Here is a 25236-nt window from a genome sequence, read left to right as displayed (position 1 = left end):
TTTCGCGGTGGGATGAAGGAGACCAGAAAGTCACCAGAATTTAACGCTCACAAATGCTTAGTAGCAGTTCAGATGGCATGTGACACAATTTTTGAAGATCATCCAACAGTGCGGATGACCGCGATTTCATTGAACCGAAACCCGAGCCGAATATAAATGTTCGGAACGATATGTCGCGCGCCGGAAGATGTTCCTGTTCCCTGGTCTACGGCACCGAATCCACGGCGCTACATATCGAAGGCCTTCGGGGGCATCCATGACGGCACCGCCAGTTCCGCCGGCCCGGGCAGCTCGCCTGGCGTGGCGGCCGCTGCAGCGTTCGACGCGCGTAGCCATCATCGCGGCGCTCGTCGCCACCCTGTTCTATCAGCTGTTCCTGCTCAATCCGGCGTACCGCGGGCCCGGCTGGCTCTGGTTCGCCATGCTGGCTGCCGAAGGCCTGACCGCCCTGCATCTGATCGGCACGTGGTGGACCATCCTGGCTCACGACGACCGGCCCGAACCGGTGGACGCCACCGTCTGGCGCAACCGGCTGCGGGCCGGCTCGGACGTACCGTCCATCGACGTCTTCATCACCGCGTACGGCGAGGAGCCGGCGCTGGTCCGGCGCACCATGATCGCGGCCCGCGACATGGACCTGCCACACCGGACGTTCCTGCTCGACGACGGCGACAGCGACGAACTGCGCGAGATCGCGGACCAGCTGGGCGTCGACTATCTGCGCCGGCCGGGCGGCGCACATGCGAAGGCCGGCAATGTCAATGCCGGACTGGCCCGTACCAACGGTGAGTTCGTGGTCATCTTCGACGCCGACCATGTGCCCGAGCCGAGTTTCCTGCTCAGCATCCTGCCGCACTTCCACGACCCGGACGTGGCATTCGTCCAGTCCCCGCAGTTCTACACGAACAACGTGAATCTGGTCGCCACCGGCTCCGGCGAGGCTCAGCGCATCTTCTACGAGCTCGTCTGCCCGGGCAAGAACCACTTCAACGCCGCGTTCTGCGTCGGTACGAACGTGATGTTCCGGCGGGCCGCGCTGGACAACATCGGCGGCATCTGGACGGGCAGCAACTCCGAGGACATCTGGACGTCGATCGAGCTGCACAAGCGCGGCTGGAAGTCCATCTACGTCCCGCAGGTGCTGGCTCGCGGACTGGCCCCACAGGACGTCCCGTCGTACCTGAAGCAGCAGCTGCGCTGGGCGAGCGGCGGCTTCGAGGTGCTGCTACGCGGGCGCCTGTTCAAGCGGGGAATCGGCCTGACGATCGACCAGCGGCTGCAATACCTTTTCTGCGGTACGCACTACCTGCTGTCCGTGGCGATGCTGACCTTCATGCTCTTCCCGGCGCTCTACCTGCTCTTCGCACTGAGCCCGATTCGCGCCGACGGCCTCGCCTGGGCGACCCACTACCTGCCGTTCCAGGCCGCCGTGCTGCTGGTCACCTGGCTGCAGTCGGGCGGGTTCAAGCTCTCGGCGATCGTGGCCAGCATCGGCTCTACGCCGGTTCATCTGCGAGCGCTCGGCGGCGTGCTGCTCGGCCGGCCGGCGAAGTGGAAGGCCACCAACGCCGGCGGCGACGGCACCCGGTCGCTGTGGGCGGTCATGCCGCTGTTCGCGCTCCTGGTACTGAACGTCACGGCCATCGTGGTCGGCGTGCTCGTGATGGCCGATCCCGCGCCGACCTGGCTGTCCGTCGGCTGGGCCTCCATGATCGTTCTGATTCTCGGCCGGATGATCCTCGAATCGGTCACCGGCGGCCGGCTCCGGCACGGCACGAAGCCGTCGGCCGGACCGTCGGACGCCCCGCTGCCCGCCGCCGGCGAACAGACCCCCACCCAGCCGCAGCACGCCGCGGCAACCGCCTGACCCCGGTCCACACCGCCGAGAGGTACGACCATGAGCGCCACGATCGACAACGTCAGAACCTACGACAACGACTCCACCAGAGTCATTCAGCACACCGCGCCGGTAGCCCCGCCGCCCAAGCGCCGAGGACGCAGCGCACTGCGCGTCGTGCGTACCAGCCTGGTGGTGCTGATCCTGCTGGCAGCGGCCGGCGCCGGCGGCACCCACATCGTGCGGCAGCGCCTCGCCGAACGGAACATGGTGGATGCCGGTACGGCCGTGCTCATCGCGCAGCCGATCGCCGTCGGTTCGGCCGACGCCGCCGTCGTCACCGACATGCTGGCCACCGAGCGGACCAGCGTCACCGCGGGCGCCGTCCTGGCCACGATCACGCTGACCGCGGACGGGGACGGGAACACGCGACGAGTGCAGAAGTTGCAGGCACCCGCCGCGGGCATCATCACCAAGATCAACGTAGCTCCCGGGCAGATCGCCCGCGCCGGTGAGCCGATCGTCACCCTGTACGACCCGGCCAAGGTCGCCTTCGCGGTCGACGTGCCGCTGGAGAAGCTGCGCCAGTTCCGGCTCGGGATGACCGCCTACGTGACCGGCCCCGGCGTCCCCGGCCGGATGACCGCGACGCTGGAGAAGGTCGAGCCGAAGGTCGATGCCGGCCGGCAGACGAGCGCCGAGAACGAGCTGACAGTCGTGCTGCGGCCGGACCCGGCGGCCCGTGCGACCGTGCGGACACTGGTGCCGGGGCTGCAGTTCGCCGTGGTCGTCGACACCACCACGGCCGTCGGGAGCACCCCCGCCGTGAACAGCGCATGAACCGCCGTATCGCGACCATGACCGCGATCGCGGCGCTCACCGCACTGACGGCGTGCACCTCGGCACCGGACGCCGCGCCGCCGGACCGCGGTCCGGCCGCGCCACCGCAGAATTCAGGAACGGTCATGGAGGACGCCGCCGCCTCGCCGCTCACGATTCCCGTGACAACCGGCAGCGGAAGCATCGCCGAGAAGCTGCCGGCCGGCTCCGCCCCGGCCAAGGCCCCCGCACAGGCCGGCGACCTCACGGGCCAGGCGGTGCCGACCAACCAGTGGTGGAGCTCCGCCCTGACCGGACCCCGTACCCAGCCGATCTGGACCCACCCGCTGGCCGTGCAGGCCGCCGCCGGCGGCCTGCAGATCAGCGGCGCGCCGCTCACCGCCTCCGCGAACGCCGTCATCACCCCATTTCTGCCCGCCCTCACCGTCGGCACGGCGACCGGCGCCGTCACCGTCGTCAGCTACGGCGCTTTCCACGTCGTCCTGCGGGTCGGGCTCGCCGGCGGCGGCCGGGTCGATGTCACCCTCGCGCAGGGCAGCCCGGTGGTGTGGCTGCGCTTCGACGGAGCGGCGCCCACCGTGAACGGCACCTTCCGCGACGTCGGCAGCTCGCCCACCCGGGTTCGGCTCGACATCGCGGGCGGGCGCTGGGACGTTCTCGGCACCGATCTGGCGCAGACCGCATCCACCGTCACCGGCTCGGGCCGGCAACTCGCCGTCGCACGGGTGCCGATCGGCGCCGATCGGGCGAGCTGGGAGAAGGCCAGCACCGGCGATCCGATCGTGCAGACCACGGCCGCCACGGTGTACGACGCCGCGGCCGGGACGGTCACTCAGACGCTCACCGCACGCCGGGCCACCGGCGGAACCGGGGCATGGGCCCTGCTGCCGCACCACCAAGCCGGCCTGGCCGCCGGGCCGGCGCCGCTGGCGGGCTCCTACCCGGACGCACGGGGAACGATGTCCCTGGTCAGCGCCGGTTCGGTGCAGGTCGGGGTCTCGATGCCCGGCCTGCTCACGGCCATGCCGAAGGTGCCGCTGAGCGAGACGGGGAACCGGGCCGTGCTGGCCGACCTGGACCGCGACCTGGCCGATCCACCCGGCGCGGGCGGCAGCTACTTCGGGCTCAAGGAACTCGGCCGGCTGTCCACCGTCGCCGAGGTCGCGACCGCCTCCGGAGCGGACGCACAGCGCACGGCGGCGCTCGATCGGTTGCGGCCGCAACTCGTCGACTGGCTGACCTACACGGGACCGTCCGACGGGCGCTACTTCGGCTACGACCCGGCCTGGGGTGGACTGATAGCCGTCCCGGCCGAGTTCGGCGCACAGGACTACAACGACCATCATTTCCAGTACGGCTACCTGGTCCGCGCCGCAGCCGTGCTGGCAGGGGCCGATCCCACCTTCGCCCGTGACTACGGCGACGTGGTCGACCTGATCGTCCGCGACTACGCCGGTTCACTGGCGATCGGCCCTCCGAGCGGGCTGCCGCCCTTCCGGGCCTTCAACGCCTATCTGGGCAGTTCGGCCGCCTCCGGGTTCGCCCCCTTCGCGGACGGCAACAATCAGGAGTCGTCCAGCGAAGCCGTCGCCGCCTGGGAGGCCGTGGTCCGCTGGGGAGTCGTCCGCGGCAACAAGGAGATGACCGGATACGGCATCGCCCACTACGCGCTGGAGGCGGCGACAGCCAGGATGTATTGGCTTGGCGAAGGGTTGACCCGCGAGGCCGGATACGCGCACACCACCGCGGGGATCGTCTGGGACGCCAAGATCGACTACGCGACCTGGTTCGACCCCAAGCCGGAGTCCGTCCTCGGCATCCAGCTACTGCCGTTGACCGCCGGTGCGTTCTACCGCGGTCCGTCGGCCGCCCGCCAGAAGGAACTGGGCGACAAGCCCACGGTCTGGGGCGACCTCTTCGCCGCCGACCTCGCCCTGTCCGACCCGGAGGCCGCCCGCCGCCGGCTCGACGCGGGAGTCACTCGAGAGGAGAGCACCAGCCGGGCGATGGTCCGCTACTGGGTGGAGGCCCTGGCCGTGCTGGGACCTCCCCAGCCGGAGGCCACCGCGCCGGTGGGGTCGCTGGCGTTCGGGCCCGCCGACGCTCCGCGGATCCTCCGGGCGCCCGGAGGATGAGGAACACCACGCGGCACCTGGGCCGCCACGGGTCTTTACCGTCAGTGGAGACAGGTACAGCCCGACGCGGCTCTCTACAGTGGATTCCCGGGGCTGACGTCCGTCGTCAGAGCCAGGTCACGGCCCGCCTCCACGTCGCTGAGCAGCGACTCCACACGAGCCTTCGCCAGCCCGTACGAGTCGGAGCCGAGCACCTGGTGCAGTGGCGACGTGCTGTCGGAGGCGACCGCGATGACGGCCGCCGCCACCTTGGCCGGGTCACCGAGCTGGGTGCCCGGCATCGCGAGGTGTGCCGCGGTCATCTCCCGGATCGCGCTGTAGCCGTCCACGGTCGACGCGGGCAGACCGAGCGAGACCGGACGCAGGAAGTCGGTGCGCGTGTAGCCGGGCTCGACCAGCGAAACCCTGATACCGAAATCGGCGACCTCGGCCGCGAGCGACTCGGAGAGTCCCTCCAGGGCGAACTTGCCGGCACAGTACAGCCCCCACCCTCCGAACGCGGTCAGGCCGAGGATCGACGACACGTTGATGACATGCCCGCGGCGGGCGGACCGCATGCCGGGCAGCACGGCACGCAACACGTTCCAGACGCCGAAGATCTGCACCTCGAACATGCGCCGGACCTCGGCGCTGCTGGTCTCCTCGACCGCGCCGAGGAACCCGTAACCGGCGTTGTTGACCACCACGTCGATCCCGCCGAAGCGGTCCGCGGTCGCGGTGATCGCGGCGGTGACGGCCCGCTCGTCGGTGAGGTCGAGTTCGATCGGCAGCAGCCGCGTGCGGTCGACGTCGTCGAGGGCGGCAATGAGGCGTTCGGCGGAGCGGGACGTGGCCGCGACATCGTGCCCCTGCGACAGCAGTTGCCGGACGAGTTCGAGGCCGAGGCCCCGGGAGGTGCCAGTGACGAACCATGTGTTGGACATGGCTCCATGCTTGATCGTCCCGACCTGGACGGACACGGCTGAGCAGGCCCAGCGTTACCTGGGAACGGCATGCCCACCCAGACCGTGTGTACCGGGCGGGGATGGTGCGACCATCGGGACATGGCAGCTTCGCGTACGGATCTCGGCGACTTCCTGCGCAGATGCCGGGCCGGCCTGACGCCGGAGGCCGTGGGACTCGACGACGGTGGCCCGGTGAAACGGCGAGTGCGCGGACTGCGGCGCGAGGAGGTCGCTCAGCTCGCCGGGGTCAGCGTCGACTACTACACCCGGCTGGAACAGGGCCGGCACTCGAGCCCGTCGGAGGCGGTCCTCGAAGCGCTGGCTCGCGCCTTCCGGCTCGAACCGGCGGCCCGCGCACACCTGTCCGACCTCGCCCGTCCGGTACGCCGCAAGACGGCACAACCACCCGCGCAGCGTGTGCGGCCGGCCATGCAACAGCTGGTCGCCTCGATGAGCGAGCATCCAGCCCTGATCCTCGGCCGGCGTACCGACGTGCTCGCCTCGAACACGCTGGCCCGGGAGCTTTTCACCGACTGGACCCGGATGCCGCCGCGGGAACGCAACTACGCGCGGTGGATGTTCCTGGACCCGGCGGCGGCCGAGCTGTTCCTCGACTGGCGCACGGTGGCGGCCGAGGTGGTCGGCACGTTGCGCCTCTACGCCGGGCGCCATCCCGATGACGTACGGCTGAACGAAATGGTCGGTGAGCTCACCATCAGGAGCGCCGAGTTCTCCGCGTGGTGGAACGGACACCAGGTGCACGAGCGCACCCATGGCGTCAAACGGGTGGCTCACCCCGCCGTGGGCCCGATGACGCTGCGGTACGAGGCGCTGCCGCTGCCCGGCGACGCGGACCAGGTGCTGTTCCTCTACCACACCGACCCGGGCAGCAGCTCGCACGACAACCTGGCGCTGCTCGCGCTGCTGTCCGGCGGGACGGCCGCACCGCGGGGCGGCCGTGTGGGCTAGAACGAGCTGAAGCTGTCCACTCCCATCAGGGTGAGCACTTCGGTACGTACAGCCGGGCACTCCGCCTTGAGCGCGGCGTCCAGTACGGCGCCGTTCTCCGGCTTGCCGTGTGACTCGAAGAAGGTGGCCAGTTTTCCGGCCAGGTTGGCGTGCCGCCCGACCGGGCTGCCGATCTCCTTCAGCGCTGGGATCTCGCCCTGCAGGTAGGTGCAGACGTCCGTCGCTGAATAGGAGCCGCCCGCCCGGGTGTCTCCGCCACCGCCCGACGTGGGTGCGTCGGTGGACGGCGGCTCGGTATCGGCCGCAGCGCAGCCGGACAGCACGCCGATGCTGATGATCAGTACGAGAGTGGCGGCAAGACGCCGGTGAGAGGTCATGGTGTACTGGTCCCGTCTGAGCGAGCGGTGATCAACCAAAGTCCGGTCGGCAGCCGGTAACCGGTGCCGGTGGTGAGGAACCGTTCGAGCAGGCGCCCCACCCCGGCCCGGGCCTGCCCCTGAATGTGCGGTTCGGCGTCCCGGTAGGCCGCGCCGGCGGGACCGATCTCGATGAGCCATTCGGTGACCACTTCCGGGTCGTCCGGGGCCTCGAGAGCGACGTCGTACGGGTGGATGCCGATGTCGGTGAATCCGGCGGCGGTGAGCAGGCGCGTCACCCGGGCCGGATCGGCGAACGCGAAGGGGCCCGGCTCATCGCCGATCGGCAGCGGCGGCAACGGTCCCAGGTGTGCCGCCGCACCGAGCAGCGCCGTCGACAGCCACGGGTTCACGCGGCCGTCGCGGAATGCCGTTGCGGCCAACCGGGCGCCGGCACGCATCGACCGCCGGACGGTGGTCAGGCCGGCGACCGGATCCGCGAGCAGCATCAACGCCATCCGGGAGTAGACGGCGTCGAACGGCGCCCCGGGCACGGCATCGAGCGTCTCGATGTCACCGGCGACGAACCGCGGTCCCGCGCCACCCGGCGCGGTGAACCGGTGCCGGGCCGTCGCCACCATCGCCTCCGCGAGGTCGAGACCAACTGCGCTGCCCAGCGGAGTGACGACCCGCGCGATCTCGGCGGTCGTTCCGCCACATCCGCAGCCGACGTCCAGCACCCGCTCACCGGCCTGCAGTCGCAGCCAGTCGAGTGCCACGGCACCCATCGGCCGGCCGATCTCGTCGTGCCGGTCGGCCTGATGGACCCACCCCGGCGCCGTCCGGGCCCAGAAGTCGGAGTTGCGGGCGCGCAGCGTCGCGGTCTCCTCCATCAGAACGGCATCTCGGCGCCGTCGACGCTCGCCGATCGGAAGCCGGCGGCCTTCGCCGGATCGAATCCCTCCTCCTGGGCGGCCAGTCCGGCGGCGCGGACCAGGCGTTCCGACTGGAACCTGCGGAACGCGGCCTCGTCGGCCCAGATGTTGATGATCCGCCAGCCGTCGTCGGACGGGCCTGCCACATGGGCCAGCAGACCCGGCGGCCGGTCCGGACCGAGGTGCTTCTCCACTTGCCGATACTCCTGCTCGCTGACTCCGGGCATGTCTTGCACGACGCCGTACGGCATGGCTGTCCCCTGATTTCGAATCGATAGAGTGAAGCTCTATCTAATAGTGGACTACGGTGCATGCGTGACTGTCAACCGTCGTTACGTCTCCCCCCGGCGCCAGGAACAAGCCCGGCAGACCCGGCGAGCGATCCTCGACGCGGCCGCCAAACTGTTCGTGGACCCGGGCTACGCCGCCACGCCGCTGACCGCCGTCGCCGCCGAGGCAGGCGTCGCCGTCCAGACCCTGTACGCGGTGTTCGGCAACAAGCGCCAACTGCTCTCCGACCTCGTCGATGTCACCCTGGTGGGCGACGACGAGCGGATCGCGATGGCGGAACGGTCGTTCGTCGCCGACATCCGGGCGCTGACCGGCCTACGCGCGAAACTGACCCGGTACGCCCGGCATCTCAGCGAGACCCATGCCCGGCAAGTGCACGTGATGCTGGCACTGGCCGGTGCGGCGACCGCCGACGCCGACGCCGCGGCGATCTGGCGCAAGAACCTCGAGGACCGCCGCCGCGGTATGGCGATGTTCGCCGCCGATCTGGCGGCCACCGGCGAGGTCCGGGTGAGTCAGGAGCGAGCCGCCGATGTGCTGTGGCTCGCGCAGGACATCCGCAACTACGATTGGCTGGTACGCGAGCGCGGGTGGCCGGTCGAGCGGTTCGAGCGATGGTTCGTCGACGGCGTCGCCGCCGTGCTCAGCACGCCCGACTGATACCGCAACCGATCCGCAAGTCTTCACACTCCGGTCGCCGCGGACCCGACAGCCGAATCAGTCGAGCCGGGCCCGGTCGAAGCGGTCGCAGGCTCGGCTTACGCGCATGACGTTCTCGTAAACGGGTCATCTGCTCCGGTCCCGGCTGGGCACCGCTCGAGCCCAAAGACTTTCCCTGCCGCGGAACGCTGCGATCGACCGATGGCCGCAACACCCGGCACGACTGCCCGCTGCTGTCGATCTGCCCGGCGCAACGGGTGCGCCGGGAGGTCGCCGAGGCGGATATTTGGGTGACCACACCGCACTGTCTACTGGTCAGCCGGACGGAGCCGGCAACGGTCTCGGTCCGCTGGTTCGAAGCGGCTCAATGGCACCTCGACCTGCTGATCATCGACGAAGCGGACGCGGTCCAACAGGTGATCGACGGCCGCTTCGTGCAGGAGGAGAACCTGGTCGGTGCGGGCAATGGCCACCGAACGGGGCTGTACGACCCGGTGTTCACCTCGCCGGAAGGTGACATGCTGCGAAACAACACCTTCGGCCAGGGCCCGCCGTCGGTGACTCTTCACCGGCCGCCTGCGGGACGCCGCCCGTCATGCAGCGATGGCCGGGACAGACAGAGCGCGGGGACCGTCGAAGGTCCTCGCGCCCTGCCGTACACGGTCTACCCGATCAGCTGTAGACCTCGAACTCGAACAGCGAGTAGCCCCAGGCCGTGGCGCGAGCCGTACCGTTGATCCGCACATACCGGCCGGTTGCGGCCAGCGCGGTGTTGTCGTCCACCCCACCGTCGCCGCCGGTGACCGTCCGGACCGTCGTCCAGGTCGTCCCGTTGGCCGACGTCTGGATCTGGTAGGCGGAGCCGTACGCCCCCTCCCAGGTCAGCTTGACCCGATTGACCGGGTACGACTGACCGAGATCAACCTGGATCCACTGCGGGTCGGCGAAGGCACTCGCCCACCGGGTGGTCAGCGATCCGTCCACCGCGGCGGAGGCCGGGTAGACGGCCGCCTCGGTGCTCGACGCCGTCGCGGGCTTGTTCAACGCCAGGTTGCCCGAGGGCGGCTGTACGACGCCGCCACCGTAGACCTCGAACTCGAACAACGAGTAGCCCCAGGCCGTGGCACGGGCCGTACCGTTGATCCGCACATACCGGCCGGTTGCGGCCAGCGCGGTGTTGTCGTCCACCCCACCGTCGCCGCCGGTGACCGTCCGGACCGTGGTCCAGGTCGTCCCGTTCGCCGACGTCTGGATCTGGTATCCCGAGCCGTAGGCCGCCTCCCAGGTCAACTTGACCCGGTCGATGGAGGTCGACTGACCGAGATCAACCTGGATCCACTGAGGATCGGCGGCGGCGCTCGCCCACCTGGTGGTCAGCGAACCGTCCACCGCGGCCGAGGCCGGGAAGGTGCCGGATTCCGTGCTCGACGCCGTCACCGGCTTGTTCAACGCCAGGTTCGCCGACGGCGGTTGCGTCGTGCCGCCGGAGGTGAACGTGAAGTCGTCGATGTCGAACAGCGATCCCGCGCCGCCGGTGAACACCAGGTACAGCTGGCGCGTACCGGTCGGTGGGTTGATCGTCCCGGTGACGTCGGCCCACGTCTCCCACCCACCGGTCGGGGCGACCTGCACCGTGCCGGCCACCGGGCCGGTCGGCGAGTCGGCCCGCACAGTCAGTGTGCCACCGACGCCGGCCGAGGCGACCCGCGCTTTGATGCCGGTGACGCCGGCCAGGTTGTACGGCGTGAAGGAGATCCAGTCGCCGTTCTCGATGTAGCCGATGGCGTTGCCGCCGTGGGCGCTGGCCTTGGCGGCGACCTGGACGCCGTTCATGGTGTTGAAGTGCTCGGCCTGCCGGGTCCGCGGCTGCAGCACGTGCTGGTCCTGGACCGCGACCCCGCTGACCGGGGTGTACACGGCGGCGATCGCCCCGAAGATGTTCGCGCTTGCGTCGTGCTCACCGTCCACGGTGGTCTGGACCGATCCGGTGCAGCCGGTCTTGCTGGTGATCGGGTGACCGTGACTGTCGTGCCCCAGGATGTAGTTGACCACGACGCGGCTGCAGTCGATGGTGCCGGCGTTCGGATCGGTGACCCGCACCTCGAACGGCACCAGGTCACCGTACTGGAACACCGATCCGTCGGCCGGTGCGATCAACTGGATGGATGGCCGGCCGACCCCGACGACAGTACTGGCCGTCGAGGTTTTGCCGCCGCTGTCCCGTACCGTCAGCGTCGCGGTGTATTCGCCGTTCGCCGGATAGGTGAACGTCGGGTTGGCCGCCGTGGAGTCGGTGCTGCCGTTACTGGTGAAGTCCCAGGCGTACGTGATCGGGTCGCCGTCCGGGTCGTTGCTGCCCGCCGAGCTGAACTGCACGGCCAGCGGCGCGGCGCCGGAGGACGGGGTGGCGGCGATCTGTGCGATCGGTGCCCGGTTGCCGCCGGTGTTGTACTCGATCCGGTACAGAGCCGAGTTCTCGTCGCCGCCGAACCAGGTGGTGCCGTAGTCGAGCACATACAGGGCGCCGTCAGGACCGAACTCCATGTCCATGATCGCGGTTCCGGACCATGGGATCGGCTCGATCGCGCCGGCCGTGCCGTTGGCGTTCAGGGTGACCGCCTTGATCCAGCGACTGGTGAACTCGCCGAGGAAGGCCTTCCCGTTGTAGGACGCCGGGAACTTGACGTCAGAGGCCAATGCCGGGTTGAAGTTGTAGACCGGACCGGCCATGGGCCCGCCCCCGCCCAGCTCGGGCCGCCAGGGCCCCTGCCCGCCGTAGGGCAGCCAGGCCGCCTGAGACGGCGGCAGTTTGGTGATGCCGGTGTTGTTCCGCGAGTTGTTCGCCGGCCCACCGGCACAGTCGTACGGACCGGACGACGGCCCGCTGGGGAACGTGAACTCCTGGTAGGGGGTGTTGTAGTTGGAGCAGTACGGCCAGCCGTAGAAGCCCGGCTGGGTGATCCGCTCGAACGAGACGGTGCCCGCCGGCCCGCGCTGCGGGTCGGCCGAGCCCGCGTCGGGGCCGTAGTCACCGAGGTAGACGACCCCGGTGGCCTTGTCGACGCTCATCTTGAACGGGTTACGAAAGCCCATGGCGTAGACCTCCGGCCTGGTGTTCGCCGTGCCCGGGGCGAACATGTTGCCGGCCGGGACGGTGTAGCCACCCGTCGCACCCGGCTTGATCCGCAGGACCTTCCCGCGCAGGTCGTTGCTGTTGGCCGAGGTGCGCTGCGCGTCGTAGGCGGGGTTGCGGTCGGCCCGCTCGTCGATCGGCGCGAAACCGGCCGAGTCGAACGGGTTGGTGTCGTCACCGGTGGACAGGTACAGGTTGCCGGCGGCGTCGAAGTCGATGTCACCGCCGACGTGGCAGCACAGCCCACGGCTGGTCGGCACGTCGAGGATCGTCACCAGTGAGGCCGGGTCGATCGTGTTGTCGTCCCGCACGGTGAGCCGGGCCAGCTTGTTGGAGCCGTTGAACGGGGCGAACTGCGCCGCCGTGCCGGTGGACGGGGCGTCGCCGCCCGGCGTGCTGAGCGGTGGCGCGTAGTAGACGTACACCCAGCGGTTGGTGGCGAAGTTGGGGTCGGCCTTGATGCTCTGCAGACCCTCCTCGTCGTGACTGTAGACCGGCAGCGTCAGGGCGACCTTGGTGTTGCCGTTGACGTCGGTGTACCGGATGACGCCGTTGCGCGAGGTGTGCAGCACACCCCGGTTGGGCAGCACGGTGAGGCCCATCGGCTCACCGGTCTCCGCCACGCCCTTGGCCAGGTTCACCTGGTTGAACGTCCCGCCGGGAGCCTGCACCGAACAGTTGCCGATGTTCTGCGCGGCGTACTTGATCCCGCCGAGCAGGTGGGTACGGAAGTGGGCCTCGGCGTAGCTCTCCGCGGTGTGGCCGAGGCCGGTGTACCAGGAGCGACCACCGTCGTAGGGCCGGCACCACGAGATCGGATGGTCCCCGTTCATGGTGCCGCCGGTGTAGGTGGCCTCGTTGAGATTCGCGAGGACGTGCACCTGGGAGCGAGGGTTGGTGCGGTAGTTGTACCACTCGTCGGTGCGGTTCCAGTTCACCGGAATGCCCGCGTTGGACGGGTGGGCGGTGTCCTCGATGCGGACGGTGGCCGGCTGGATCGCCGGATGGCCGGAGAAGTACGCGCCGACGACGTTGCCGTACCAGGGCCAGTCGTACTCGGTGTCGGAAGCGGCGTGCACGCCGACATAGCCGCCGCCGGCGCGGACGTAACGCTCGAACGCGGCCTGCTGGGTCGCGTCGAGCACGTCGCCGGTCGTGGACAGCCAGATGACCGCCTTGAACCTGGCCAGGTTCGTATCAGTGAACTGGGCGGCGTCCTCGGTCGCCTCGACCGTGAAGTTGTTCTGCGCGCCCAGTTGCTGGATCGCGGTGATCCCTGCGGGGATCGCGTCATGCCGGAACCCCGCGGTTTTGCTGAAGATCAGCACCGAGAAGTCGGCCGCGAATGCCGGGGCGACGTTGACGCCCGTCCCGGCCAGTACAAGAGCGACGATCAGCAGCACTCTGCGAATCATGATCGGTTGGGTACCTCTCGTGAGGAAGCAGCCGAGACGTACGCCGATCACGTCTCGAACGTGGCCGCGGTATGCGACTGCGCGGGGAGGGCCGGGGACGCACATCGCGGTGTCACGTCTGTCCCGGCGGTGGGGGGTCGTCGACACGTCACGCCTCGGTGAAGGCTCGTGCGGCGCCGCGATGGGGGCGGGGCGGTGGGTCGGTGGACGTGGCGGCTTTGACGGCGAGTGGGCGGCGTGCAGTGCCGTCGACTTCTCTGGCCTCGACCTCGGAGAGCGCTCTCTCCGAGGTGTGGAAAAGTTAACAGATTCGTCATCGCCTCACAACGGTTTCATCGACACCCGTGAGAATCCGGCTGCCGAAGTGCGCCCCGGTCGAGAAGCGCCCAGCGGTGATCGACCGGGCTCTCAGTCGAAGATGCCCTGGTCAGCGCATGTCCTACGATGATCCATTGTCGGCAAAGGGGTGCGCCAGCCAGTGCCTGCCATATCTCCCCCGTTCAAGCACTGCGACATCCGGATCTCTCGCTGGCCGGGAAGCGCTTCCCCGAAAGCACCGACCAACTACGGTCCGTCAGGCGCCAGTACCGCCTTCGGCAACCGCAGCGTGATCCGCCGGGTGCCCCAGTACGCGAGATACAGGTGCGCGTCGAAGTACCGCTCTATCCACTTGGCCGGATCCGCCTTCAGATCGCCCCGCTGATAGTCGTTGACGAAATTCGCCTCGATCCAATGCGCACCATCAGGCGCGGAATCCGGCAACGGCAGATCCAAGATCCCGATCGCCTGCCGCAGTCGGCCACGATGACAGATCGCCACGATCCCCGCCGAACGCAGATCCACCTTCCGGACCCCCACCGGCACACCGAGAACCTCGGTCTCGAACGGCACCGCCAGATTGTCCTCATCACGGCGAACGGGCCACTGAGCTGCTCATGCTCGTCATAGCAATCCACAACCGTCTCGGCGTACCGGTGGCACGTGGGCGTACGCGGGCCGGCGGGCGGTCGCTCACCGGGGCTGGATCTGCGACACCCTCACCGGCGACGACGAGGAACGGCTCCAGACGTACGAGGCCCGGTCAGCGGCGTCCGACCAGTTCGCCCACCTCGGTACGCGACCCGACGCCCAGTTTCCGCAGGATGTTCGACACGTGCACGGCGGCAGTCCGGGGTGAGATGTAGAGCCGCTGAGCGAGTTCCGCGTTGGTCAGCCCGTCACTGATCAGTACCGCCACCTCCCGCTCCCGCGGCGTCAGGGCGGCCGGGCCGGTGACCGCGCCCTCGGTGCCGGCCGGGGCCAGCCCCAGCCCGGCGCGTACCCGGTCGAGCTGCGCCACCCGCCAGCCGTCCCACCCGTCCAGCAGCTCGGCGGCCGTCTCCAGGTGCGCGGCGGCCTCGGCACGCCGGTCCGCGGCCAGCAGGCAGCGGGCCGCCCCGACCCGGACCGTGCCGCGGATCGCCGGCGCCAGGACGTGTGCGTCGGCCACCGACAGATACCCGTCCAGTGCCTCCGCGTGCCGGCCTCCCGTCTCAGCCATCTGGGCGTCGACGAGGGTCCGGTAGGCGTCCCACACGTCGGCGTCGAGCAGCACGGTGACCAGCCGGTCGAGCCGGGGCTGCGGCAGTCCCAGCTCCAGCGCCGCCGAGACCAGATCGTGGGCCTGCTCGCCGCTGCGCCACGTCTGTCCCGACAGGGCGGTGAGCAGCTCGTCCATGGCTGCCTCGGCACGCGGCAGATCACCGCGGCGGCAGGCGAGATGGAACACGAGGCCGGGAATCGTCGTCGGCACGTTGCTCGGCAGGGTGGCCAGGTCCGCGATCACCCGCTCGACCAGGTCCAGCTCGCCGGCCTCCAGGTAGAGCCCGGCCAGGAAGACGCCGTGATAGTCGGCCCAGCGGCCCCGGCGCTGGAACCCGCGGTCGCGTTCCCGCCCCTCCTCGAGGGCCTCGATCGCGGCCCGCAGGTCGCTGGCCCGCACCGCGAGCCGGGCCCGGCCCTGGAAGTAGGTGGCCACCGCGAGCGACTCGAACCCGGCCCGCTCGGCGGCGGCCCGCATCCGCTCCAGGATCGCGGCGTGCTCGGCCGGTGATGTCGGCGGCTCGTCCTGCACCAGCGCGTTGAGGGCGCGGGCCGCCAGCACCCATTCGCCGGCCTGCTCCGCCTCGTCGACCAGCGCCGACAGGATCTTGCGGCCGTGCACGGCGGTGTGCGACCGCTCGGTCAGCGTCGCGCCCTTCTCCATCAGGGCGGCCAGCCGGACCGTCGGCAGGTCGAACTCGCCCGCCAGGTCGAGCGCGTGCTCCGACCAGCGCAGGGCCGCGTCGAGGTCGTCGCGCAGGTAGGCGGACTGGGCGATCGCGGTCATCGCCCGTGCCTGGTCGGCGCCCGGTGGGAGCTGCGCGATCAGCGTCTCGATGTCGTGGGTCAGGGCCCGCATCTCGGCGGTCTCCCGTGACTCCCAGGCGATGCGGACCAGCAGGTAGAGCGACTCGGCACGGTCCGTGCTCGTCTCGGCCAGATCCCGCCAGCGCCGCCCGTGGCGTAGTGCGTCGTCGAGGAGCCCGGCCAGCCAGGCCGCGCGTGCGGCGTACCCCAGAAGCTCGGTGTCGTCGGGAAGCTCGTCCAGGCCCGTCTCGGCCAGCTGCAGCGCCTGATAGGCCGACCCGATCGACAGGTACAAGGCGGCACCCCGGCGTGCCGCGTCGATCATGTCGTCGTAGCGGCCCGCCCCGCGCGCGTGGTGCGCCACCATCGCCGGGTCGGAGGAGCCGGCGCGCAGGAGTGCGTCCAGCGCGGTCTCGTGCAGCCGCCGCCGCTGCCGGCCGAGCATCTGGTCGGCGATCGCCTCACGCACCAGCGCGTGCCGGAACGCGAACTCGTCGTCGCCCGACTCCACCAGCACACCCCGGGTGACGAGGTCACGCAGCACCGCGATCAGGTCGTCCTCGCCGGTGCCGGTCACCTCGGCGAGCAGGTCGAACAGGATCCGGTGGCCGAGCACGGTCGCCGCCTCGACGATCTTGTGGCTGACCGGTTCGAGGTCGTCGACCTGCCGGCGCAGCACCTCGGCCAGGCTCCACGGCAGCGGCTGCTCGACCAGCGACTCCAGGTCGTGGCCGGGCAGTGCCCGCAGCAGTTCCTCCAGGAAGAACGGGTTACCGCCGGTGCGGTGGTGCAGCGCCGTGGCGGCCCGCAACGGCGCGGGCGCACCGGTCTCGGCGGCCAGCCACGCCGCGGTCTGCGACAGGGTCAGACGATCCAGCCGTACGTGACAGACCGCGTGCCGCCGCTCCATGCGGGCCAGCAGTCCGGCCACCGGCTGGCGACGGGTCACGTCCTCGGGCCGGTAGGTGCCGATCAGCAGCCGCGGCCCGCGCTGGTCGGCGAGCCGCTCGAACAGCGCCGCGCTCTCCGAGTCGGCCCAGTGCAGGTCCTCGAACACGATCACCGCGGGCGCGTCACCGATCAGGTCGGCCACCACGGCCAGTCCGGCGTGCAGCCGTTCCACCGGGCTGCGCCGCGGATCGGCAAGGTCCGTGAGCAGGTCCTCGTCCACCTCGCCGCGGCCCTCGACGGCGTCGAGCAGCACCTCGTACGGCCGCGACAGTGAGCCCGGCTCGGCCTGTCCGACCAGCACCACCGTCTCGTCCGTCAGGGTCGCCAGCAGCTCGTGCACCAGCCGTGTCTTCCCGATGCCCGGCTCACCGGCGATGATCGCGACCGCCGGGTCACGTGAAGAAGCGAGCCGCGCCAGTCGGCGCAGCTCGCTCTCCCTGCCGATCATCACCGAGCCGGCACCGCCACGGATGGGTCGCACGACGCCACAGTACCGGTGGGCTGTCCGCGTACCGCTTTCCTCTCCCGGCGGAAGCGGGCACGGGCACTGGCGAGCAACCGGCCCCGGTCACCCTCGGCGATCAGGTCGCGGTTGCGCTCGTTCGCCAGCTCCAACATCGTTCCCGGATGCATCAACATTCTCTGTCTCCTCGTTCTTCGTCGATGCATCAATCTTCGATCGGAGACAGCGCCGCCACATCGGGAGCTGTTACGTATCTTCGCTGCTCAGGGCATGCTTAGGCGGTCACCTGAGGCGTCTAGGCATGCTTAGCGGGCAGGCTCCGGCTCCCGGAACCTGGGAAGGCTCCCATGGCCGATTGACAGCACGCAGGTACATCGATTCGACTAACGTCAATGTCTGCCGTGGAGGGATGCCTGTGAGCCCGTCGATCAGCCGCCGTGGCGCCGCCCTGCTCACCATTGCCACGACGGCGGTGCTCACCACGGCGGTGCCCGCCCACGCCGCACCCTCCGGTCCGGCCACGCCCACCGGGCTCTGGGCCAGCACGATCGGCACCGGCATCTCACTCGCCTGGGAACAGCCCCGCTCCGGGCCTCCGGCCACGTCCTTCCGCGTCTACGAGAACGATCAGGTGACGGCCAGAGTGAGCACCACCGCCGCCTACCTGGAGGTGCCGTTCGGCAGTACGCACACCTACACCGTGGCGGCTGTCGACGACCGGGGTCGCGAGTCGGTGCGTACCGCGCCGGTCACCGGACGCTCCTGGCAGTACGGCTACAACCCGGAGTGCATGCCGGCCTCCGGTGTGACGATCACGGCCGCCGACATCACGGCGACGGGCTTCAGCCTGTCGTGGACGCGGCACCCGCTCGGCGGTGACCTGGAACTGCGGGTCGACGGCCGGAGCCTCGGGCCGATCTCGGCGACCGGCGCCCGGGTGGGCGGCCTGACACCCGCGACGGACCATCAGGTCGTGCTGTACCGCCCCAACCGCTGCCACACCGGCCCCGGCGGCATCGTCCCGGTGGGGTCCCTGACCGTCACGACCGGCACGGGCAGTGCCACGCCGCCGCAGCCGCCCACCGGACTGACCGTGACCGGCCGCAGCGACTCCAGCGTCGGCCTGACCTGGACCGCGCCGCCCGGGCCACGACCGGCGCGGTACGCGGTCTACGACGGCGCGACGCTCGCCGCCGTCACCGGCGGGACGTCCGTCACCGTGGGCCGGCTCCACCACGCCACCTGGCATCGGTTCACCGTGGCGGCGCTCGACGCGGCCGGCAACGAGTCCGCGCATACCGCCGCCGTCACGACGGGCACGGAAACCTGCCTGAGCTCGCCGCCCCGCACGGCCACACCGGTCGCGACCGCCCTGTCGGCGAGCTCGGTGCGGCTGTCCTGGAGCCTGGAGGCGGCGGCCACCTCGTACACCGTCCTCGACCGGGATACCGCGGTCGCGACCACCCGCTATCCGGAGATCGTCCTGACCGGTCTGGCATCGGCGTCGCAGCACGTGTACCGCGTGGTCGCCACTCTGCCGCAGGCGTGCGGGGACACGCCCCGCAGCCGGCGTACCGCGGTGACGACCCTGGACGGTCCGGCGGCCCGGCCGGCGGCGCCCACGGGCCTCGCCGTCACGGAGAACGTGCCCGGCGCCTGGCCCTCCGGAGCGCAGCTGACGCTGGCCTGGTCAGCCGTGGCGGGCGGCGCCGGTTACCGGCTCTACGAGGGCGCCCAGGTGGTCGGCGAGACCACCGGCACGTCGCTCACCCTGCCGGTCGGTGCGGCCACCACCCACGAGTACGCGGTCGTCACCCTCGACGCGGCGGGTCTCGAGTCCACGCCGAGCGCACGAGTCACGGTCCGAGCCACCTACATGCCCCCGCCGTAACCCCCTGCCCGCACACCGCCCTTCTCGCGTGGTGACCTACGCCCACCCGCCAGCCGCAAGTCACCACACACGACCGCAAACCCCGCAGCGTGGTGACCTACGCCCACCCGCCAGCCGCAAGTCACCACACACGACCGCAAACCCCGCAGCGTGGTGACCTACGCCCACCCGCCAGCCGCAAGTCACCACACACGACCGCAAACCCCGCAGCGTGGTGACCTACGCCCACCCGCCAGCCGCAAGTCACCACACACGACCGCACGAACCGGCCGTCGAGGCCGCGGGTGCTGCCCGGCGGCCGATCCGGCCGTCCGGCACCCGCCAGCCAGCGCCAGCCGTGCCTCAGGCGCGGGCCGCGATCCTTGCCAGGGGCAGCGACGGGTCGAGAGCGCCGTACTCCAGGCTCCGATCCGGACCGAGGCGCGCCGCGACGAACGCATCAGCGATCTCGTCAGGCGCCTCGCGGATCAAAACCGCGGCCTGCAACGCCAGGGCCAGCGACTCGACGACACGCCGGGCCGAACCGGCGGCCCCGGACAGGTCGGCGGCCACATGGGCGACCAGCTTGCGGGTGGCGGCGACGTGCGCGTCGTACGCCGGATGTGCCCCCACCACCGACGAGAGCTCGGCGTCGAATGCCTGCACCGACTCGGGTTCCCGGGCCATGGCCCGCAGCACGTCGAGCGCGATCACGTTCCCGGACCCCTCCCAGACGGCCATCACCGGCTGCTCCCGATAGCGGCGGGCCAGCGGGAACGCCTCGGTGTACCCGTTACCGCCGAGACACTCGAGCGCCTCGTAGGCGTGGTTCGGCCCACGCTTGCACACCCAGTACTTGCCCACGGCCGTGGCCAGCCGGCGGAAGGCGACCGACTCGGCGTCGTCGTTGTCGTACGCCGCCGCGAGCCGCATCGCCGTCCAGGTGGCCGCCTCGGCCTCCAGTTGCAGGTCGGCGATCACCGCGGTCATGGCCGGCTGGTCGATCAGCACGGCGCCGAACGCGCTGCGGTGCCGCACGTGCCAGGCCGCCTCGGCGACGGACTGGCGCATCCCGGCCGCGCTGCCGAGCACGCAGTCGAGCCGGGTCTGCGCGACCATCTCGATGATCGTGCGGACGCCGCGGCCCTCCTCGCCGAGCAGCCAGCCGACGGTCCCGTCGAGTTCGATCTCCGACGACGCGTTCGACCGGTTGCCGAGCTTGTCCTTGAGCCGCTGGATCCGGAACACGTTACGGTCGCCGCCGGGCAGCACGCGCGGAACCAGGAAACACGACAGGCCACGGGGCGCCTGGGCGAGCACCAGGAACGCGTCGGACTGCGGCGCCGAGCAGAACCATTTGTGCCCGGTCAGGCGCCACGTGCCGTCGCCGCCGTCGATGGCACGGGTCGAGTTTGCCCGTACATCGGATCCGCCCTGTTTCTCTGTCATGGCCATGCCGAAGATCGCCGACGCTTTCCCGGCTCGCAGCTCCGGGTCGTAGTTGCGCGAATAGACCCGCGGGAGCCACTCGTCGGCCAGCGACGGGGTGAACCGCAGCGACGGCACCACGGCGTGCGTCATGCTCACCGGGCAGGCGTGCCCCGGCTCGATCTGCGCGAACAGCATGAACGTCGCGGCCCGCGCCACGTGCGCGCCCGGCCCCGGCGAGGCCCAGCAGCCGGTGTGCGCGCCGTGCTCGATCGCCGCACCGACGACCCGGTGGTAGCCCGGGTGGAAGTCGACGGCGTCGACCCGGTGCCCCCACCGGTCGTGACTGCTGAAGACCGGCGGCGAGGTGTTGGCCAGTTCCGCGTCGCGCTGGAAGTCGGCCCGGCCGACCAGCTCACCGACGGTGGTCAGCGACGCGGCCGCCCACCCGGCGTCGTAGCGGGTCACCGCTTCGACGAGCGCCGGGTTGATCAGGTACTCGTTCAGTCCGGCGCGTGGCGGCACCTGGTTGACGACGTCATGGGTCACCGGAGCTCCTCGAGGACTGATCGTGCGGTGGCGGCCGCCGCGGCCCGGGCGGCTCGCAGTGCGGTCTGGTCACGTTCCAGACGGCCGGGCAGCGGATCGCCGAGCCGCGGTGCCAGCGCCAGCGTGCTCATCCCGTGTGACCATCCGTCGCGTACCTGCTGCAACGTCTCCCGGTAGCGGTGCGGACGGCCCCGGTACGCGGCGGCCAGTTCCGGGTTCATCCGGCGCAGATAGCGTTCGACCACGACGTCGGCGGCGCCGTAGGCGGGCTGCGTGCCCGGCGGCCGGGTGGCCAGCACGATCGCGTGGGTGGCGCCCCGCGCCGCCGCGGTGACGACCGGCACCGCCTCGACGATGCCGCCGTCGAGCCAGCGGCGGCCGCGCAGTTCGACCGGGTCTCCGGCGAGCAGCGGCAGCAGTCCCGACGCGTGCAGGCAGCCGACCAGATCGTCGCGGTCGGTGAAGTCGGTGAGCGCCTCGGCCCGCCCGGTGTCGACGTCGGTGGCGACCATGACGAGCCGTTCGGCGCCCTCGGCGCCCACCAGCGACCCGAACCCGAACAGCTCGTCGACCCGGCGGACCAGCAGCGGCCCGTCGATGACCGGCAGGCCACGCACCACGCGCCGTACGTCGATGAACTCGGGTGAGGAGAACACCTCGGCGTACGAGTCGGCCATCGGCCCGGCCGCCCCGACCGCGATCGCGGTGGCGTTCACCGCGCCCGCCGACGTACCGACGATCATGTCGATCGAGTCGAGGAAGCCCTCCTCCTCGATGACGGCGGCCATCGCGGCGGACACGATGCCGCGCATCCCGCCACCCTCGATGACCAGGGCGACCGTGGCACCGTCGTCGTTGTTCCCGGTGCGCCGGCGCTCGGTCAGCACCTGCTGGACGGTGGGTGTGCCCAGCCGCCCGAGCCGCGTGGCGGCCTTCCTGGTCGCGACGGCCGCGCGCTCGATCTGCGCGACCGTGCCCTCGGCCTTCTCCGGTGCCACGATCGTTCCCTGAGCGACCGCCACCAGGGTTTCGGCGCCGTCGTCACCGATCGCGTGCACCTCGCAGCGGCACGAGGCCCGGCGGCCGGACGCCAGCATCACGATGCCGTGCGCCCGCAGGGTCCGGCCGGTCGCCGGGGCGATGTAGTCGACGGTCAGCCCCGAGGTCGTGACCTTCTCTCCAAGAGCCGCCCCACCGGCGAACGCCAGCGCGGTGTCGGCCGCGTACGCCACGATGCCGTCATGCACCGCCCCGTCCTGGTTGCTGATGTCGGGCCGGATGTCCAGCTCGACGACGGCGCTGCCCTCTCCGAACGAGACGAGTCGCGTCCCGAGCATCCGGCTGACGGACTGGTCGGCGAGCACCCGTTGAGCGCCCGCCAGCGCGGATGTCACGGTCATCGATCTCCCCCACTGTATGCAACCCCGAGGGCCCGGAAACAGAACCCCCGGATGCCGTCGATCACGCCCGCCTGCTCGGCCCGGGAGGGCTCCGGGCTGTCCGGCCGGATCCACCCGGCCAGCGCCTCCGACACCGCGCCCATCACCGCCGACGACGCGAGCCGGGCGTCCTGCCATACGAAATCGCCGCTGACCAGCCCGTCGCGGATGATCTGCTCGCCGATGTCGGTGTAGGAGCCGCGATAGACCAGTCGCTCGGCCTCCACCACCGGGCTGACCGGCTCGAACAGCAGCGCCCACGCCATCCGCCGCCCCTGCAGCGCCCGTCCGCTGAAGATCCGGATCAACTCGCCGAGCCGCTCCGTGGCCTGCATGCCGGCGTCCGACACGGCCGTGCGCACCAGATCGACCTCGTGGGTGGCGGCGCTGCGGAACACCTCGGCGAGCAGCCGGTCACGGCTGTCGAAATACGAGTAGACGGACCCCACGCTGGCCTGACACCGGGACGCGATGGCGGCGACGGTGGCGGCCTTGAAGCCGTCCGCGGCGACGAGCGCCCGCGCCGCGCGCAGAAAACCGTCGCGCTTGTCCTCCGCGTTCTTCCTGGTCAACGCGGTCGGCCGGTAGGGCATCCGGTCTCCCCCAAGATCTGAATCCTGATTCACTTCAAGGCAAGGAGTGAATCACGGTTCAAATCAACAACGCAACTCTGGTACGCCCTGCGCACTCACCGATCGCACCACCGCGAACCGGGCCTACACCGCAAGCGATGCGGTCCGTCCGACCCCCGGCGCGCCCGCCGGGGCTGAGGGCGATCCCTCACCGGGCTACCACCGCGGACCGGCGCGGCTCCCCGGATCGAGCCTGACCCGATTGATCCACCCCGCATCCGGGCATGGATCGATACATGACTGTGGTGAAGAAGCGCTCCCGGCTGATCACCGTCGACGGCGTCGTCTACCGCTGGCGGGTCCGCCGCCGCCCCGCCCACCAGGGCCCGCTCTCGTTCGCGATCGAGCGCGCCGACCGCCGTGGCACCGTCCTGATCGCCACCGCCCCGGACACCCGCCCCACCGACTGGATGGGCACCGCCGCCCCGCCGGCCGTCCCACTGATGGTCGCCGCCATGATCCGAGAAGCCCACGGCCAGGGCTGGCGCCCCGAAACCCCCGGCCCCGCCTTCCCCCTGACCGTGCACCCCGAAATGTGGACCACCACCCCCACATGACCCGCTGTGTCACACCGCTGTCTCAAGGCAGCCGAGACAGCGGTGAGGCACAGCCACGAAGATCAGGCGAGGGCCGCGTGAACGAGGGCCGCCGCGCACGCCCGCGGGCCGGCCCGGGTCAGTTTCGACATGACCCCGAGCCGCACCGTCGGCGAGCTCATGCGGGGCTTCAGCACCGCCATGTCCGTCCTGCTGGTGGCCACCGGAGTGTCGATGCTCCTGATGACGCGCCACGGCCGGATCCTGGAACGGCCGCAGGCCGTCCTGGCGCTCGCGCTCCCCCTCGGGCTGCTGGCCCTGGCGGCGCTGCGGTTTCCCCGCGCCCCCGATCGTGCTCATGTCCGTCGCCACGGCGGCCTTCGCGGTGACGCTGCACGCCTTCCGCCGATGGGTTGCACCGGACCAGCCGATGTAATAAGAATGGTTACGATGGCGGCGAACAGCAGGGTGACGATAGCGGCGCACGCGTTGGCGTGGCTGGAGCTCGCGCGCAGGCGCGGCAAGCCGTGGCTGACCTCCGACGAGGTCGCCGCGAGCGTCAACACGAATCCGGTCATCCTCCGGCGCAGTCTCGGCGACCTGCGCGCCGCGGGCCTGGTCAAGGCGCGCCGCGGTTCGGGCGCGGGTTTCGCGCTGGCCCGCCCGGCCGAGGAGATCACCATGCTCGACGTGTGGAACGCGGTCTCCGCCGAGCCGCTGCTGGCCCTGCACAACTCCGAGCCCAACCTGGAGTGCCCGGTCGGCGCGGGGATCCGCCCGGAGCTGACCGACGTCTACGACGAGGCGACCGAGGCGTTCCGGGCGTCGCTGTCACGGCGCACGATCGCGAGCATGCTGGAGAGGATCCTGAAGTGATCGTGGAGCTGCGGCAGTACACGCTGCGACCCGGACGGCGCGACGACCTGGTCGAGCTTTTCGACGCCGAGTTCGTCGAGTCGCAGGAGGAGCTCGGCATGGCCGTGCTGGGCCAGTTCCGCGACCTCGACGATCCCGACCGGTTCGTCTGGCTGCGCGGCTTCGCCGACATGGGCGTACGACTGCGGGGGTTGCAGGAGTTCTATGGCGGCCCGGTGTGGAAGGAGCATGGCCCCGCCGCGAACGACACGATGGTCGACTCCGACGACGTCCTGCTGCTCCGCGCGCTCGTGCCCCCGCCGGCGACCGCACGCGAGGGCGGGAGATCCGAGATCAAAATCACCATCTGGTACGCGGAAAGCCCGTTCGACGACACCGTCGCCGGCCTGGTCCCGGACGCCATCGCCGCCTTCACGACGGAGTATGCGGCGAACGACTTCCCCGCCCTGCCGGTGCGCGAGGGTGAGCACGCGTTCGTCTGGCTGACCCGTGACACCGTCGACGTCGAGCCGCCGGATGGGCTGGAAGTGATCAGGACCGAGCGGCTGCGGCTGCACCCGACGGCCCGTTCGGGGATCCGCTGACCCGG

Annotated in this window: 21 protein-coding genes and 1 pseudogene; 11 read left to right on the top strand and 11 right to left on the bottom strand. The window is 70.6% G+C overall.

The window, feature by feature from the left end; genetic code table 11:
- Positions 1-256 precede the first annotated feature (256 nt).
- Genes CLV67_RS40585 through CLV67_RS40575 form a run of 3 tightly spaced genes read left to right on the top strand, consistent with a single transcriptional unit; the run spans position 257 to position 4812 of the window.
- Positions 257-1867, top strand: coding sequence for a glycosyltransferase family 2 protein (locus CLV67_RS40585; RefSeq protein WP_106328423.1), 1611 nt, complete (start codon positions 257-259; stop codon positions 1865-1867).
- 30 nt (positions 1868-1897) lie between these two features.
- Entirely contained in the window at positions 1898-2677 is a 780-nt protein-coding gene (locus CLV67_RS40580) for an efflux RND transporter periplasmic adaptor subunit (RefSeq protein ID WP_106328421.1), read from the top strand.
- Complete coding sequence (locus CLV67_RS40575) at positions 2674-4812, top strand: glycosyl hydrolase (protein ID WP_106328419.1); 2139 nt, start codon at positions 2674-2676, stop codon at positions 4810-4812. The genes CLV67_RS40580 and CLV67_RS40575 overlap by 4 nt, the downstream gene beginning before the upstream one ends.
- A gap of 74 nt (positions 4813-4886) precedes the next feature.
- On the opposite strand, the gene CLV67_RS40570 is transcribed toward CLV67_RS40575, so the two are convergent.
- Positions 4887-5735 (bottom strand): SDR family NAD(P)-dependent oxidoreductase, encoded by an 849-nt coding sequence (locus tag CLV67_RS40570; protein WP_106328417.1) that lies wholly within the window; start codon positions 5733-5735, stop codon positions 4887-4889.
- Between the two features lie 120 nt (positions 5736-5855).
- Between CLV67_RS40570 and CLV67_RS40565 the strand changes: the two genes are divergently transcribed.
- The gene (locus tag CLV67_RS40565) at positions 5856-6725 is read left to right on the top strand and encodes a helix-turn-helix transcriptional regulator (RefSeq protein WP_106328415.1); all 870 of its coding nucleotides are present in this window, start codon (positions 5856-5858) and stop codon (positions 6723-6725) included.
- On the opposite strand, the gene CLV67_RS40560 is transcribed toward CLV67_RS40565, so the two are convergent.
- The 3 genes from CLV67_RS40560 to CLV67_RS40550 are packed head-to-tail and all read right to left on the bottom strand — an operon-like array spanning position 6722 to position 8243.
- The gene (locus CLV67_RS40560) at positions 6722-7102 is read right to left on the bottom strand and encodes a hypothetical protein (protein WP_106328413.1); all 381 of its coding nucleotides are present in this window, start codon (positions 7100-7102) and stop codon (positions 6722-6724) included. The genes CLV67_RS40565 and CLV67_RS40560 overlap by 4 nt on opposite strands.
- A complete protein-coding gene (locus CLV67_RS40555) occupies positions 7099-7974 on the bottom strand; it encodes a class I SAM-dependent methyltransferase (protein ID WP_106328411.1) in 876 nt (291 codons plus the stop codon). The genes CLV67_RS40560 and CLV67_RS40555 overlap by 4 nt, the downstream gene beginning before the upstream one ends.
- Entirely contained in the window at positions 7974-8243 is a 270-nt protein-coding gene (locus CLV67_RS40550) for a hypothetical protein (RefSeq protein ID WP_146169496.1), read from the bottom strand. The genes CLV67_RS40555 and CLV67_RS40550 overlap by 1 nt, the downstream gene beginning before the upstream one ends.
- Positions 8244-8331: 88 nt before the next feature.
- Here CLV67_RS40550 and CLV67_RS40545 point away from each other — a divergent pair, with 88 nt between their 5' ends.
- Positions 8332-8967 (top strand): TetR/AcrR family transcriptional regulator, encoded by a 636-nt coding sequence (locus CLV67_RS40545; protein ID WP_239166752.1) that lies wholly within the window; start codon positions 8332-8334, stop codon positions 8965-8967.
- A 290-nt stretch (positions 8968-9257) separates the two neighbouring features.
- Entirely contained in the window at positions 9258-9704 is a 447-nt protein-coding gene (locus CLV67_RS51410) for a hypothetical protein (protein WP_146169495.1), read from the top strand.
- Here the strand turns inward: CLV67_RS51410 and CLV67_RS40540 are convergent.
- The 4 genes from CLV67_RS40540 to CLV67_RS40525 form a co-directional block, all read right to left on the bottom strand.
- Positions 9640-13515: a ThuA domain-containing protein gene (locus tag CLV67_RS40540; protein WP_106328606.1), complete on the bottom strand. Its 3876-nt coding sequence runs from the start codon at positions 13513-13515 to the stop codon at positions 9640-9642. The genes CLV67_RS51410 and CLV67_RS40540 overlap by 65 nt on opposite strands.
- A 564-nt stretch (positions 13516-14079) precedes the next feature.
- Complete coding sequence (locus CLV67_RS52895) at positions 14080-14406, bottom strand: hypothetical protein (protein WP_203737564.1); 327 nt, start codon at positions 14404-14406, stop codon at positions 14080-14082.
- A gap of 190 nt (positions 14407-14596) precedes the next feature.
- The gene (locus tag CLV67_RS40530) at positions 14597-17335 is read right to left on the bottom strand and encodes an ATP-binding protein (protein ID WP_239166751.1); all 2739 of its coding nucleotides are present in this window, start codon (positions 17333-17335) and stop codon (positions 14597-14599) included.
- On the bottom strand, positions 17302-17493 hold the full coding sequence (locus CLV67_RS40525) for a hypothetical protein (RefSeq protein WP_106328402.1): 192 nt from the start codon (positions 17491-17493) through the stop codon (positions 17302-17304). Before CLV67_RS40525 ends, CLV67_RS40530 begins: the two co-directional genes overlap by 34 nt.
- Before the next feature lie 239 nt (positions 17494-17732).
- On the opposite strand from CLV67_RS40525, the gene CLV67_RS40520 reads away from it, so the two are divergent.
- Positions 17733-19208: a fibronectin type III domain-containing protein gene (locus CLV67_RS40520; protein WP_106328400.1), complete on the top strand. Its 1476-nt coding sequence runs from the start codon at positions 17733-17735 to the stop codon at positions 19206-19208.
- Positions 19209-19550: 342 nt separating this feature from the next.
- Here the strand turns inward: CLV67_RS40520 and CLV67_RS40515 are convergent, their stop codons facing one another.
- The 3 genes from CLV67_RS40515 to CLV67_RS40505 are packed head-to-tail and all read right to left on the bottom strand — an operon-like array spanning position 19551 to position 23196.
- Positions 19551-21164, bottom strand: coding sequence for an acyl-CoA dehydrogenase family protein (locus CLV67_RS40515; RefSeq protein ID WP_106328398.1), 1614 nt, complete (start codon positions 21162-21164; stop codon positions 19551-19553).
- Positions 21161-22564, bottom strand: coding sequence for a patatin-like phospholipase family protein (locus CLV67_RS52300; protein ID WP_106328396.1), 1404 nt, complete (start codon positions 22562-22564; stop codon positions 21161-21163). Before CLV67_RS52300 ends, CLV67_RS40515 begins: the two co-directional genes overlap by 4 nt.
- The gene (locus CLV67_RS40505; protein ID WP_106328394.1) at positions 22561-23196 is read right to left on the bottom strand and encodes a TetR/AcrR family transcriptional regulator; all 636 of its coding nucleotides are present in this window, start codon (positions 23194-23196) and stop codon (positions 22561-22563) included. Before CLV67_RS40505 ends, CLV67_RS52300 begins: the two co-directional genes overlap by 4 nt.
- Positions 23197-23471: 275 nt before the next feature.
- Between CLV67_RS40505 and CLV67_RS40500 the strand changes: the two genes are divergently transcribed.
- From CLV67_RS40500 to CLV67_RS40490, 4 genes and pseudogenes are all read left to right on the top strand, one after another.
- Positions 23472-23792 carry a hypothetical protein gene (locus tag CLV67_RS40500; protein ID WP_106328392.1) on the top strand — a complete coding sequence of 107 codons (321 nt, stop codon included), beginning with the start codon at positions 23472-23474 and terminating at the stop codon, positions 23790-23792.
- 126 nt (positions 23793-23918) lie between these two features.
- Positions 23919-24107: pseudogene (locus tag CLV67_RS54870) on the top strand (hypothetical protein); the annotation flags it as partial.
- Between the two features lie 72 nt (positions 24108-24179).
- On the top strand, positions 24180-24647 hold the full coding sequence (locus tag CLV67_RS54865) for an Rrf2 family transcriptional regulator (RefSeq protein WP_428839496.1): 468 nt from the start codon (positions 24180-24182) through the stop codon (positions 24645-24647).
- Positions 24644-25231, top strand: a complete 588-nt coding sequence (locus CLV67_RS40490) for an NIPSNAP family protein (RefSeq protein WP_106328388.1) — start codon at positions 24644-24646, stop codon at positions 25229-25231. Before CLV67_RS54865 ends, CLV67_RS40490 begins: the two co-directional genes overlap by 4 nt.
- Positions 25232-25236 lie beyond the last annotated feature (5 nt).

This window comes from Actinoplanes italicus (assembly GCF_003001815.1).
Classification (GTDB): domain Bacteria; phylum Actinomycetota; class Actinomycetes; order Mycobacteriales; family Micromonosporaceae; genus Actinoplanes; species Actinoplanes italicus.
Note: the sequence above shows the minus strand (reverse complement) of the source record. Positions and strands in the feature narration are given on the sequence as shown.